This is a genomic window from Desulfovibrio ferrophilus (genome assembly GCF_003966735.1).
Classification (GTDB): domain Bacteria; phylum Desulfobacterota; class Desulfovibrionia; order Desulfovibrionales; family Desulfovibrionaceae; genus Desulfovibrio_Q; species Desulfovibrio_Q ferrophilus.
Genome location: NZ_AP017378.1, coordinates 2,317,160 through 2,330,424, shown reverse-complemented (window position 1 = coordinate 2,330,424; position 13,265 = coordinate 2,317,160). Strand labels below are relative to the sequence as shown.

Sequence of the window (13,265 nt, the reverse complement as noted above, 5' to 3'; positions counted from 1 at the left end):
GTCCGAGGAGCCAAAGAATGCAGTTTTTTCCCTTTATGGCTGATTCCAGCGGGCTGAGTGCAACTCAGGTTGGAAGGACAGCGACACAAACGATCAAATCCACCGGCAAGCAGGCTGGCGGATCGTTTGCTGCGTTGTTCGAAGGTCAGAAAGAGGCGCTCCGCCCTGAATTCTTCCAGGAAAAGACAGGCAAGAGTGATGTGCCCACTATTTGGGACAAGTCCCGATCCGGGCTCAAGGGCTTGGTTGCCGACTCCAGCGGCCGCCGTTTCTCCAGTGTTTTGGGCAAGGCCACAGGGGCAGAGGATGCCAATAGCGAGGCCATCGCTGATTTGCGTTCGATTCTTTCGGGCAAGGGTGCCAAGTCCAAGAGCCTGAAGGAAACGAGTTCGCTCAAGATGACCCGCGAGGACTTTGCAGCCCTGAAGGATGGCCTGAAAGAGGCTGGATTGTCCGAGGCCGATATCGAGGCTCTGGCGGAAAAGATTTCCAGTGCGGAAGGGTTGACCTGGGGCACGTTTGTGACCTCGTTGTCGGACAAGCTCGCAACCTTGGGCAAGAATCAGAATCTGATTGCCATTGGTGATCTGGAATCCAGAGAGCTGCAGACCCTGTTCCAGAAGATCGGGTTTACTACAGAGCAGGCGGAGTCGTTGTTGTCCGATTTGCGCAGCGGCAAGACCACCAGCGTCTGGAAAACCGTCAGTGACAAGTTGGCCTCTCTCCCTGCCGATGCAACCATTGATCTGAGTCGATCCGAATTGGGTGCTTTGGCCAAGGTTTCCGGTTTGTCCGGGACCGGGGCTGTCCATCTGCTGTCTTTGCTTGGCGATGCGCAGTCAGCAACGCTTTCCGCAGTGCAGTTGAAGACTGTGATGGGTACGCTCAAGTCAGAGGTTGCCGCAGATCTGGAGCATGCCAAGGGCTCGGGCAAGCAGTTGATGACTCTGGTCAATGACGTGCTGGCCGAGGCCGGTGAGAAGGCGAGCAATGAGCAACTCGCCAGCGATCGCTCGGATAACAGCGTGCGGAACAAGAAAATTCTTGGTGAGGAAAGCCGTCGTGAACGTGCCCAGCAGCGCACCGACGGGGCCCAAGCCGACAGGTCTTCAGATCAAGGTTCAGAGGGCCATGCCGAGCGCGTGCTCAAGGCCGATCCCAATGCCTCTGCCAGTCGGGCTGCCACTGTCGTTGCCGCTGGTAAGGGTGATGCTCAGGCTGACTCCAAGGGTGATTCCGGCAAGGACGCCAAAGGTGACGGCAAGGCCGAAGCCAAGGGTGTTCGCGACGGTTTGGCCGCCAGAAATGGTCAAGTCACTGGCGACAATGCCGAATCCGGGGCCAAGGACTCTACTGGGGATGGCGGTGCCACCAAGGACAGCGACTCCCACAAGAAGGCTTGGGGTGAACTGTGGGGTAAGGTCAAGGTGGAAGGGACGCATGCCCAGGCGGCAGCTGTCCAGATGCCCGAAGCTGTCTCTCGCACCGAGTCCGCCGCCAGGGCCGATGCTCTGGTTCAGAAGTGGGGTCAGAGTACCTCCGGCCGTATGATGCAGCAGGTGGAATCCGGGCTGCTCAAGAATATGGGTGAAGGGCGCAAGCAGCTGACCCTGGAGCTCAACCCTGGCGATCTGGGCAAGTTGAGTGTCATTCTTCAAGCCAAGGATGGCGAAGTTAGCGTCATGTTCCGGGCCGAACATCAAGACACCGGACGTATCCTTTCGGAACAACTTTCCCAGTTGAAGGTGCATCTGGAAAATCAGGGTATCAAGGTCGGCAAGATGGAGGTCCAGACTCAGCTTCAGGACCAGGATCTTGGTCAGGGCTGGCAAGGCGCCGATCAACATAACATGACGCAAGCACAGAAGAATTTTATTGAGAAGCGTGGCATTTTGAGAATGCTGCGACAGGATGGCATAGGCGTGGCCCAGGAATTGCTCAATGATCCTGAAACGGCAAGAATTGCCCAAGATGGGCTCTACGTTGTCGCCTAAGACAGGATTGAGGTGAACCATGCAGGTTTATGATTCCAGCCATATCACCGGCAAGGCCGAGAAAGAGTTTCAGATGGAAACGTATACGGGCAAGTCCGAATTGGACAAGGCCGACTTCCTGACTCTTCTCGTTGCTCAGCTTCAGCATCAGGATCCCATGAGCCCCATGGATGATCAGCAGTTTACCGCCGAGCTTGCGCAGTTCTCGCAGCTTGAGCAGCTGACCCAGATCAATGAGGGGATTGGTGGATTGTCACAGACCACAGCTCAACAGCAGATGGTCAACGCCGCGTCCTACATCGGTAAGGATGTCCGTGCGGTGGGTGACAGCCTGAGTATCCACGATGATGGCTCGGTGAGCAGTCTCTACTATCTCCTGGCGGACAATGCTTCCAACGTCTTCGCAAATATTTTTGATTCCAACGGCAACATCGTCCGTACCGTCGAGATGGGGGCCCAGGCCACCGGTGAACACGAGTACGAATGGGACGGCAAGGACTGGAAGGGCGATAAGTTGTCCGAAGGTACCTACTATGTGGCTCTGGCTGCAGAGGACCAGGAAGGTTCACCAATCCTCACGCAGACCGAAGTCAGCGGCAGGGTTGAAGGTGTCATGTACGACGGCGGTGTGCATTATCTCCGCCTGGAAGATGGACGAGTGGTCGCTTTCAACTACGTCAAGGAAGTTGTCGCTTCCAACGGTACAACCAGTGAAGAGGGTGACTCTTCCTCCGGAGAGGAAGAATCCACCACAGAATAATTGGAATTTCGTCTCCAATACCGCGGCTCAGGAAGAGGACGGGTCTGACAGGGTCCTCCGCGGCAGAGGAATATGAGGAATAAGGAGGTTCGGTAATGGGTCTTTCAGCATCGATGTGGACCGGCGTTTCCGGTCTGGGCGCACATGGCGAGAAGATGAGTGTCATCGGCAACAACATCGCCAATGTGAACACCGTGGGGTTCAAGGGCGCCCGCATGTATTTTGAGGATTTCATCAGCCAGGACATCAACACCGCAGCCGGAACCGCGCAGATTGGACGCGGAGTTGGCATCGGTGCAGTCTATGCCGACTTCAGTCAGGGCGCGTTTGAGACCACCAACGAACCGACTGACCTTGCCATTGGTGGCCGGGGGTTCTTCAAGGTCTCGCCTTTGGGTGAGGAACAGGCCTACTACACTCGCGCCGGTAATTTCCGGTTCGACAAGGATGGCTATCTGGTTGATCCGCATGGCTATGTGCTTCAGGGCTGGGCCATCGACAACTCGACGTCAACGGCTGTTGCCAGCGGCTCGGGGTCGTCCAGCTCCAGTGTGGCTTCGGCCATCAAGGGATCTGGCCTGCCTACCGACATTCAGTTGGAAGGCTTTACGGCCCAGCCGAAAGCGACCACCAACGTGACCATGATCACCAACCTGGATGCCCGTGACGGCAACGACAACACCACCAGCGCGACCAATCCGTTCTTCGCCATGTTCGAGAATTGGAATGGTCAGAGCGACACCCCCATTGGTGAGAGTCAGTACGCTTATCAGAGCACCATCAAGGTCTATGATGAAGGTGGTTCTTCGCACAACGTGACCACCTACTATGACCATGTGTCCAACTCTGGTGGCCTGACCTACTGGGAATACATGGTTACCGTTGATCCTGCCGAGGATGGGCGTATCATTGATGGTCAGACTCTTGCCAACTCCGGTGTCGCTGGCGTGATGATGATCGGGACCCTGACCTTCGACTCCGCAGGACAAATTCGCAGTCAAAGTGCATTTACCCTGAGTTCTGGAGCTTCAGGCGACCTGGGTAATCTGGACCAGTGGACCCAGGCGCAGTTCAATGTGGAAGGACAACCGGTCTTTACGGCGAACTTTACCGGTCAGGCCGGTGCCAGTGCCACCGAGGAATCCAATGCCCGCAATATTGGCATCAACTTCGGATTGACCAACCCCTCTCCCAATGCCGGTTGGGCAGCAGGCTCCGTGGCCAACGCCTCGCTGATTGGCACGAACATCGCCAATCTGCCTGAGTTCGCGGACCTTCAGGTCAACGCCAACGCAACCACGAGCTTCTCGGGGTCCAGTTCCACCCAGTTCCAGTCGCAAGACGGGTACACGTTCGGTTTCCTGCAGAACGTCTCGGTGGACCGCGATGGCATTCTCACAGGCCGTTACTCCAACGGTGTGGTCATCGAACTCTACCAGATCACGCTTTACGACTTCGTCAACAAGTGGGGCATGCGCCGGGAGGGCTCGAACCTCTTCTCCCAGACCAGGGAGTCCGGCGAGGCTACGCCTGGCCCTGCAAACGCCAACGGTCTGGGCAGCATTGCTTCCAACTCCCTGGAGCAGTCCAATGTGGATATTGCGACCGAGTTTGTGAAGATGATTACCACGGAGCGAGGCTTCCAGGCCAACTCCAAGGTGATCACGACTACGGATAACATGCTGCAACAGGTTATTATGATGAAGCGCTAGACCCGCTAAATAAGCACACAACCGATCTCCTTCACCATAACCGGAGCCTGGCCCGAGCGGCCGGGCTCCGCGACAACAAAACGCCCTCAGCAGGATGCCGGGGGCGTTTTTGTTTTTTGCAAAGAGGGAGATGGGGGCAGCTAGAAGGCCGTGTCGACCATGTGCTCGGAGTCGCTCATTTCCTTGATGGATGCGACAAGCTTCAGGATGTCATCGGCGGGAATTTTGCGAATGACCTTTTCGCCGTCCGCGCTTTTGACCTCGGCCTGGATCTGATCGGTCTCCTCATGAATATGGAACGTGATGCTGACCCCAGCGGATTGCATGAACTTCTCCACGGGTTCGGTCATTTTCAGTAGCCGCTCTGCCGGACTGGGCTTATCCGCTTGATCCTGAGTCTTGGTGGCGGCGGTATTGTCCTCAACCCCGTGCGGGTCAGTCCTGTCGTTCACCCTGACTGCTGACTGCGCCGTGGTGTCCTTCTGGATGCGGAAATTTTTTCCATAGCCGTCGGAGGCCGTGAGTTGGATGCTTGTGTAATCCATTGTTCCTCTCCCTGATGCTGAGCCTAAGAGCCTGATTTAGGTACTCTCAATCTAGTTATCGGTTCTTTTGGTCCTTTCTTTAGGGCAAAGGGCTGGGATTTTTGGCACGCGGCAGGGGCGGGATAAAGGGAACGGAGAAGGTGTGCGGTTTCAGGTGGTTATCTGTGAAGGGGAGCGAATGTAAGGCTAGTGATCAGGGAAAAAATGTCCATCCTATTGATTTTATAGTGGTTTCTAGAGATTTTCTAGAATGCAAGTGTATAGAATTGTTGATGTTTGTTTGTTTGGCACTGTGATTGCTTGAGTAGTGGCAAGTCAAAACAAGGAGGTTTTGAAATATGTCTTTGGTCATTAACCACAACTTGATGGCAATGAATGCCGCCCGGAACCTGACCGAGAGCTATGGAAGGCTTTCGACGTCAACCAGGCGTCTGTCTTCCGGTCTGCGAGTCGGCACTGCCGCCGATGACGCCGCCGGATTGGCGATTCGCGAGCTGATGCGCTCCGATATCAAGACCCTTCACCAGGGCGTACGTAACGCCAACGATGCCATTTCCATGGTGCAGACGGCTGATGGCGCGTTGCAGGTCATCGACGAAAAGCTCATTCGCATGAAGGAGCTTGCGGAACAGGCGGCCACGGGTACGTACAACTCGGATCAGCGCCTGATCATCGATTCGGAATACCAGGCTATGGCCTCGGAAATTACCCGTATCGCGCTGGCAACGGACTTCAACCAGGTCCACCTGTTGGATGGTACCCTTTCTGGTGTCGTTCCCACAGACCATGACGGTAGCGGCATGCAGCCGACCGGACCGATGAAGATCCACTTCGGAACAGGTAATGACTCTTCCGAAGACTACTATTTCATCTCCATTGGTGGCGCCACGGCGTCCCACTTCGGGCTCGGGCTCGGCTCGGATGGTGCAGCTTCCAACTTTGTTGGCGGTCAGACCATCTCCACCCAGTCCCTGGCGCAGGCAGCCCTGGCTGCTCTGGACCAGGCCATCATCTCCAAGGACAAGATTCGTGCGAACCTTGGTGCACTTCAGAACCGTCTGGAAAACACCATCACCAACCTGCAGATTCAGTCCGAAAACCTGCAGGCTGCCGAATCACGCATCTCCGATGTGGACGTGGCCTTGGAAATGACCGAGTTCGTCCGCAACCAGATTCTGACGCAGTCGGCTACAGCGATGTTGGCTCAGGCCAACTCCCTGCCCAGACTGGCAATGCAGCTCATCGGTGGTGGTTAATAACCGCGCGGCCTAGGGCCGCTTAACGCGCTGAAGACGCGGCCAAAGACGTATCCCGGGGGAGTCCTTAGGGGCTCCCCCGGTTGAATACGCTCCAGGCCACCCCCGCCAAAGAAGCGAGATTGAGAAATTCAGCTAAGTCTGAGGGGCTTGATCGTCGTTTTTAGTGAAAAAGTTCAGAGCCTTGGCTGCAGCGTTCTGCTCGGCCTGCTTCATGCTTTGTCCTTGGGCGCTGATCCGGGTGCCTTCAGGCAGCGCCACTTCCACCTTGAATACCTTGGCGTGCTCCGGGCCACTGCTGTCCTTCAGCGAGTATACGGGGCGTTCCTTGAAGCGTTCCTGAGTCAGTTCCTGCAGGCTGCTTTTGCAGTCCTTGGAGCGGCGGATGTCGCACATCTCGGGCAATCGGGATGCGAAGACGGTGCTCACCACGAGCTTGGCTGCAGCATATCCTCCGTCCAGAAATACCGCACCGAAGATTGCCTCCAGCGCATCGGACAGCAGGGAATTTCTTTCCCGTCCTCCTTGGCTGTCTTCCCCCTTTCCCAAAAGTAGCAATTCACTCAATCCCAATTCCCGGGCGACATCAGCCAATGCGGGCTCACTGACAAGCCGAGCGCGCATGCGCGTGAGTGAGCCCTCGGGGGCTTCGGGGAATTTGCGGTAGAGTATCTCGGACATGCAGAGCTCCAGCACCGCATCTCCGAGATACTCCAGCCGTTCGTTGTCTCCGCCCTGATCGGGGTTCTCATTGGCGAACGAACTGTGGGTCAAGGCTGTGTGAAGGAGCTTGACTTGAGAAAACCGATGCGAAATAACTTGTTGCAAGGCCTCGAAATTCTGCTTCATCCTGTTCCTCCTGGAGACTATAGGGTATGTCGGAAGCCAATTTGAATTCATTGTTTGACCCGAAGGCAGTTGCCATTATCGGTGCCTCTGGCATTCCCGGTAAGGTCGGGTACAGCGTTGTGTCCAATCTGTTGGACGCCGGTTATCAGGGGCGGATTTTACCAGTCAACCCCAAAGGTGGTGAAATCCTCGGACTTCCTGTCGTGGCGTCCATTGCCGAGTTACCCCCGTCGCTTGATCTGGCAGTCATCTGCATCCCTCCCAAATACGTGATTGATGCCTTGGAGGCATTGGGCAAGCTCTCGACCCGCGCGGTTATCGTTATTACTGCGGGTTTCAAGGAAGTTGGTCACGAGGGATACAAGCTTGAGGAACAACTCAAGGAAATATCCTCACGGTATGGTATGGCTGTGCTTGGCCCCAACTGCCTCGGGCTTAATAACACGGGCCCGGGTCTTAACGCCACCTTTGCCGCCGGCACTCCCCCCAAGGGGAATATTGCATTTTTCTCTCAGTCCGGAGCGCTGTGTACGGCCATTCTGGATTGGGCTTTGGGTGAGAATATCGGATTCTCCAAGTTCGTGAGTCTGGGCAACAAGGCCGTACTCGATGAATCGGATATGCTGGATTACCTGCGTGATGATCCTGAGACTCAGGTCATTCTCGGGTATGTGGAAAGCGTTGAGGACGGTCAACGCTTCGCCCGTGTGGCCCGTGACGTCACGCCCCATAAGCCCGTGATCATGATCAAGTCCGGTACCACCTCGGCAGGGGCCAAGGCGGCCTCCAGCCATACCGGAGCCATGGCCGGATCGGAACAGGCCTATGGAGCAGCCTTCAACCAGGCCGGTATCATTCGCGTTCGGGACGTGGCCATGCTGTTCAATCTGGCGCAGGCCTTTTCCACTCAGCCGCTGCCTGCGGGGCCGAATCTGGCCATTGTCACCAACTCCGGTGGCCCGGGCATCATGGCTGCAGACGTGACCGAGCAATCGGCTCTGCTCATGGCATCCATTTCGGCCAAGACCGTGGACACCTTGATGCAGGCTTTACCTCCCTTTGCCTCGCTCTACAATCCTATTGATATCATCGGAGACGCAGACGCCGAGCGCTATCGGGTGACTCTGGAGGCCGTGGTCAAGGACGAGCTGGTGAGTTCCATTCTGGTGATGCTGACGCCAACGGCCTCGGCCGAGATCGAGAAGACGGCTCAGGCCATTATTGATGTGACCAAGGGCTGTGGTAAGCCGGTGTTTGCCTGTTTCATGGGTCAACAGCGCGTGGCGCCGGGACGTCGAATCCTCCAGGAGGCAGGGATTCCGTGTTACGCCTTCCCCGAGCCCGCCATTCGTAGCATCGAGGCCATGTACAAGTATCAGCTTTGGCGGACCCGACCCGCTCCGGTTGAAGTTTGCTATCGTCGCGACAAAAACCGAGCCTCCAAGGTTCTGGAGACAGCTCGAGGCAACGGCTGTGTGGAGATTGTGGAATTTCAGGCTCAGGATCTACTCAAAGCCTATGAACTCCCCGTGCCGCAGACCGAATTGGCGCGTACTTCCGATGCTGCGGTCAAGGCCGCAAAACGCATCGGCTATCCGGTGGTCCTGAAAATTGCCTCGCCGCACATCTCGCACAAGTCTGATGTGGGTGGCGTACGTGTGGGGCTCGAGGATGAAGCTGCTGTGCGCAGTGCCTTCCTGGATGTCACCTCCCGCGCGGCACGGTTGCGCAAGGACGCCTCGATTACCGGCTGTCTGGTGCAGTCCATGGCTCCCAAGGGATCCAAGGAAGTCATCATCGGCTTCAAACGCGATCCGCAATTCGGGGCGCTCATCATGTTTGGCCTGGGTGGGATCTATGTTGAGGTCCTGAAGGATATCGCTTTCAGGCTCGCTCCATTGTCCATGGACGACGCGGCGGAAATGATACGCGAAATCAAGTCCTACCCGCTGCTCCGAGGGGTGCGTGGTGAGCCGCCTGTGGATTTCAAGACCATTGAGGATATCCTGTTGACCATGTCGCAATTGGCTCAGGATTTCCCGGACATCTATGAAGCGGAATTCAACCCTGTGCTGGTCAACCACGAGGGGGCCGTTGTGGCGGACGTGCGCGTCACTTTGTGCACAGGAGCATAGCGGGCACGATCCGTTTATTGTGGTTTCGACGGTGCGGGCTGCATTTTCTTTACGAATAAAAAGGTGTACACCCTTTTCAGCGCAGATATTCAGGAGGACGAAATGGCTGGCATATACATCGGTTCGACTTCAGGCTTTTCCGGCAAAAACATGGTTGTCATGGGTCTGGGGCTGAAACTACAGAAAGACAGTGTGTCCGTGGGCTACATGAAGCCCGTCGGGGCCATGCCCGCCGAGATCGAGGGAACAGCCTGGGACGAAGATGCCTACTTCGTGCAGGATGTCCTGGGGCTGAAGAATGATGCCGAGGCATTGACCCCCGTACTTGTGACCCAGGATTTCAAGGTCAAGGCCTTTTCCGGGCAGTGCGGCGATCTGATGGGCGATATCAAGGCTGCCTACGAGAAAGTCAGTGCCGGGCATGATGTGACCCTGGTGGCCGGTTCCGGCAGCATGTACTCCGGCAAGTACTGCAACGTGGACGGAGTGTCCGTGGCCAAGGAGCTGGGACTGAAGGTCATCATCATCGACCGCTTTCAGGAAGAACTGAAGTACGACTACCTGATGGTCATGAAGGAAGCCCTGGGCGAGAACCTCGTCGGTGTTATCCTGAACGACATTCCCCCTTCCTTCATGGATGAAGTGGAGACCATGCTCAGGCCCTGCCTGGAGCGCATGGGCGTTCGCGTATTGGGTGTGATTCCCAAGGATCCGCTCATGGGAGCCATCAAGGTTTCCGATCTGGCCGAGCGCCTGGGTGGCAAGGTCATCTCTGCCCATAACAAGGCGGACAAGGTGGTCGAGAATTTCCTCATCGGCACCATGCAGGTGGAAAACTTCATGACCCACTTCCGCAAGAACAAGAATTCTGCGGTTATTGTGGGCGGTGACCGTTCCGACGTGCAGTTGGTGGCCTTGGAAGGCAACTGTCCGTGTCTGGTCCTGACGGGCAACCTCTATCCCAACGACATCATCCTGACCCGCTCCGAGGTCCTTGAAGTGCCCATCGTTATTGTCCGTGACGACACGTATTCCGTGGCCAAGAAGATGGAGACCATCCTCTCGCGCCATAAACTGCGCGACGTGATCAAGATCCGTCAGGGTGCACAGTTGGTCAGTGCCAATATCGATTACGAATTCATCAAGAAGAGCATCGGCATCTAGATCGGAGCCGAAGATATGACCAAGAGAAAAGGCGCACCCTTCGGGGTGCGCCTTTATTGCTGTGTGGTTTGACTGAGAGAAAGCTATCGCTTCATCTGGATGGCATTTTTGATGATGTCATCTGCGGCGGTGATGACCTTGGAGTTGGCCTGGAAGCCACGCTCGGTGAGGATCATCTTGGCAAACTGTTCGGCAATGTCCACATTGGACTGTTCCAGCTTGTTGGAGTTGATGCCTCCGAAGCTGTCTTCACCAGCATAACCTTCCACTGCGGTCCCGGAACCCTGGGTTTCCGAGAAGTGGTTGGATCCTTCGCGCCGCAGGCCGAACTCGCTGGCAAAGGTGTAGAGCGTGACCTGTGCAAGCTCCTGCTGGATGCCATTGGAGTACTTGCCCACCAAAATGCCGTCTCGGTCCATACTGAGGCTGGCCAGGAAGCCCTCGGCGTATCCATCCTGGGATTGGAAGGAGATAGCCGAAGTGCCTTCAAAGGCAGTGGTCGCCAGGGCGCCTCTGGTGAAAGAGTCCAGGGAAGGCAGACGACCGACCACGGTGCCTACGGCACCCGCATTAGAGGCTCCCCCAGCTTCATAGGCGCTGGCCGAGAGGCCGAAGTTTACTCCGATGGTGCTTGTGGCTCCGGTGTCGCTGAATGTGGCGGAAAGTTCCGGGTAACCGTTGGCTGTGAAGGCCGTTGGTGTCCAGTTGGAGAGTCCCTTTGCGTCACCTGTTCCGTTAAAACTGAACGCCGCCAGATCCACGATCTGCCCCGTGGAATCAAAGGACATGACGCCAGTCATCAGGATGCCCGCCCCGGATGTGCCCGTGATACCGGCACGCCCATCGTTGGACGGGGCCATGGTCACCATGAACTCGAAATGGTCCATGCCTCCGGCATTGCTGACATCCGCCTTGTCGAAATAGACATTCAGTGTCTGTTCGGCACCTGTGTCGTCGTAGATTTTGATGGCACTTTGGAATCCATACCCCTCGGAACCGATGGGTGGAGTTTCCGTGCCATTCCAGTTCTCGAACATGGAGAACATGGGGTTGGCGGTGCTGTTGGATTTGCTCTCCGATAGCCCGATGTTGGAAATAAAGGAGACTTCCGTAGTGGCGTCGGGCGAGATACTGTAACGCCCGTTGGCATCAGTGCGCAGCTGGATATCCCCTGTGGAGCCATTGACTCCGTCGGTGATGGTCTGGCCTTGCAGACGATACCCATTGGGGTCAACCAGATAGCCCGTATTGTCGAAACGGAAGTTTCCCGCTCGGGTGTAGCGGGTCAGGTTGTTGTCCGGGCCTGTTACCCGGAAAAAACCCTTCCCGGAAATACCGAGGTCCGTCGTGTCGCTGCCATCAATCATCGCACCGGTTCGGAAGTCCGTGAGCACGGCGCCAAGTCCGACGCCAAGCCCGATCTGGGACGGGCCCGAGGTTGCCCCCGCGCTTCCCGAAGCAATGGATTCACTGATGAGCGTTTGGAAATGCGCGTCGGTAGTCTTGTAGCCCACGGTGCTCACATTGGCGATATTATTGCCAATGTTCTGCATCCGCGTGCTGTGGGACACCATTCCAGTGGTCCCGACGTACATGGATTGAAAGCTCATAACCTTCTCCTTCAGCCGATATAAACACACACAACCGACGGAAAAAAATTCCCGTCACATGGATGATTCGCAAGGACTGTGCCAGCGGTGAACGAAAGAAGGAGATCATTCTCTTTGGATGAAAGCCGGCCCCGTGAGCGATGTGCACACGGGGCCGGAAGGATGGAGAGGGAAGAGCAGGAGCTCTGTGTGGCTAGGCTTTGGGATCTTTGGGGAGGCCGGTTTTGCCTGCTTCGGTGCGTGCCAGGACATCACAGCGTTCATTTTCCGGGTCGCCGCTATGGCCTTTGACCCAGTTGTAGTTGATCTCGTGTTCGGCGAGTAGCGGGTCCAACCGGAGCCAGAGGTCCTGGTTCTTCACTGGTTTCTTGGCAGCGGTTTTCCAGCCGTTTTTTATCCAGTTCTTGAGCCAGCCCTGGCGGATGGCATCCAGAAAGTACTTGGAATCGGAGAACAGGTTGACCTTGCAGGGGCGCTTCAAGGTGGACAGTGCCTCAAGCACGGCCATCAACTCCATGCGGTTGTTGGTGGTGCCGGAGAAACCGCCGGACAGTTCCTTGCGCTCGTCTCCGAACTTGAGCACTGCGCCCCATCCGCCGGGGCCAGGATTGCCCAGGCAGGAGCCGTCGGTATAGATGGTGACCGTTTCCGTGGTGTTGTCCGTCATCAGCTCCGACCTCCCGTGTCCAGTCCGGTCACGCGTTCCCAGATCAGTTGCAGGGCCTTCATCAGGCCCGTGGGCCAGCTGTCGGATTCAAAATAGGGTCGCATATGCTCCTGAAGTTCGTCATTGAATCCTGAACCAAGGGATTTCTCGATCCAGGGCGGGGAGACGACGATGAGTTTCCCGCCAGTGCTGTCGATCCCGATATACAGGCTTTTTGCCTTGAGTTTTGGTGGTTCAGGTGTGCCGTCGGCAATACGCAGAACCAGTTCGATGCCCAATTCTTCTCTGAACAATTTCGCAAAGTCTCTGAATTGGGCCTTTTGATCCGAGGACAGGGCACCGGACTTGTCCAAAATCGCTGAGCGGGTCTTGATGTCTTCGAGGGCGTTGTCGAAATGTTTTGTATAGAGCCAGCCCACCCCGATAAAGACACAGATCAGCAGCATGGTCCGCAGAAAGCGGGCGCCACCGGACTCTTCTCGGTAGTTGGACATGGGATTGAACTTCATGGGTTGATCCTTGTACGTTGAGGGCCTTGGGGCCGAGTGTTTTCTAGCGGTTGGTTCGGGAGGG

Annotated in this window: 11 protein-coding genes; 6 read left to right on the top strand and 5 right to left on the bottom strand. The window is 56.3% G+C overall.

The features are described from left to right. Nucleotides 1–17 precede the first annotated feature (17 nt). The 3 genes from EL361_RS10840 (at nucleotide 18) to EL361_RS10830 (ending at nucleotide 4,466) form a co-directional block, all read left to right on the top strand. Nucleotides 18–1,994: a flagellar hook-length control protein FliK gene (locus EL361_RS10840; RefSeq protein ID WP_126379412.1), complete on the top strand. Its 1,977-nt coding sequence runs from the start codon at nucleotides 18–20 to the stop codon at nucleotides 1,992–1,994. Between the two features lie 19 nt (nucleotides 1,995–2,013). Further along, nucleotides 2,014–2,754 carry a flagellar hook assembly protein FlgD gene (locus EL361_RS10835; RefSeq protein WP_126379409.1) on the top strand — a complete coding sequence of 247 codons (741 nt, stop codon included), beginning with the start codon at nucleotides 2,014–2,016 and terminating at the stop codon, nucleotides 2,752–2,754. A gap of 95 nt (nucleotides 2,755–2,849) precedes the next feature. Then, complete coding sequence (locus EL361_RS10830) at nucleotides 2,850–4,466, top strand: flagellar hook protein FlgE (RefSeq protein ID WP_126379406.1); 1,617 nt, start codon at nucleotides 2,850–2,852, stop codon at nucleotides 4,464–4,466. Between the two features lie 140 nt (nucleotides 4,467–4,606). Here EL361_RS10830 and EL361_RS10825 read toward each other — a convergent pair whose 3' ends face one another. Continuing rightward, a complete protein-coding gene (locus EL361_RS10825; protein ID WP_126379404.1) occupies nucleotides 4,607–5,011 on the bottom strand; it encodes a flagellar protein FlaG in 405 nt (134 codons plus the stop codon). Nucleotides 5,012–5,349: 338 nt separating this feature from the next. Here EL361_RS10825 and EL361_RS10820 point away from each other — a divergent pair, with 338 nt between their 5' ends. Then, nucleotides 5,350–6,267, top strand: coding sequence for a flagellin N-terminal helical domain-containing protein (locus EL361_RS10820; protein ID WP_126379401.1), 918 nt, complete (start codon nucleotides 5,350–5,352; stop codon nucleotides 6,265–6,267). A gap of 135 nt (nucleotides 6,268–6,402) precedes the next feature. Here the strand turns inward: EL361_RS10820 and rnc are convergent, their stop codons facing one another. Further along, on the bottom strand, nucleotides 6,403–7,116 hold the full coding sequence (gene rnc / locus EL361_RS10815) for a ribonuclease III (RefSeq protein ID WP_126379398.1): 714 nt from the start codon (nucleotides 7,114–7,116) through the stop codon (nucleotides 6,403–6,405). Nucleotides 7,117–7,142: 26 nt separating this feature from the next. On the opposite strand from rnc, the gene acs reads away from it, so the two are divergent. Further along, the gene (acs, locus tag EL361_RS10810; protein ID WP_126379395.1) at nucleotides 7,143–9,251 is read left to right on the top strand and encodes an acetate--CoA ligase alpha subunit; all 2,109 of its coding nucleotides are present in this window, start codon (nucleotides 7,143–7,145) and stop codon (nucleotides 9,249–9,251) included. 102 nt (nucleotides 9,252–9,353) lie between these two features. Continuing rightward, on the top strand, nucleotides 9,354–10,415 hold the full coding sequence (locus EL361_RS10805) for a phosphotransacetylase family protein (protein WP_126379392.1): 1,062 nt from the start codon (nucleotides 9,354–9,356) through the stop codon (nucleotides 10,413–10,415). A gap of 83 nt (nucleotides 10,416–10,498) precedes the next feature. Here the strand turns inward: EL361_RS10805 and EL361_RS10800 are convergent, their stop codons facing one another. The 3 genes from EL361_RS10800 to EL361_RS10790 form a co-directional block, all read right to left on the bottom strand. Continuing rightward, nucleotides 10,499–12,025 (bottom strand): flagellar hook protein FlgE, encoded by a 1,527-nt coding sequence (locus EL361_RS10800; RefSeq protein ID WP_126379389.1) that lies wholly within the window; start codon nucleotides 12,023–12,025, stop codon nucleotides 10,499–10,501. 193 nt (nucleotides 12,026–12,218) lie between these two features. After that, complete coding sequence (rnhA, locus tag EL361_RS10795; protein WP_126379387.1) at nucleotides 12,219–12,692, bottom strand: ribonuclease HI; 474 nt, start codon at nucleotides 12,690–12,692, stop codon at nucleotides 12,219–12,221. Beyond that, nucleotides 12,692–13,201, bottom strand: a complete 510-nt coding sequence (locus EL361_RS10790) for a hypothetical protein (RefSeq protein ID WP_126379384.1) — start codon at nucleotides 13,199–13,201, stop codon at nucleotides 12,692–12,694. Before EL361_RS10790 ends, rnhA begins: the two co-directional genes overlap by 1 nt. Nucleotides 13,202–13,265 lie beyond the last annotated feature (64 nt).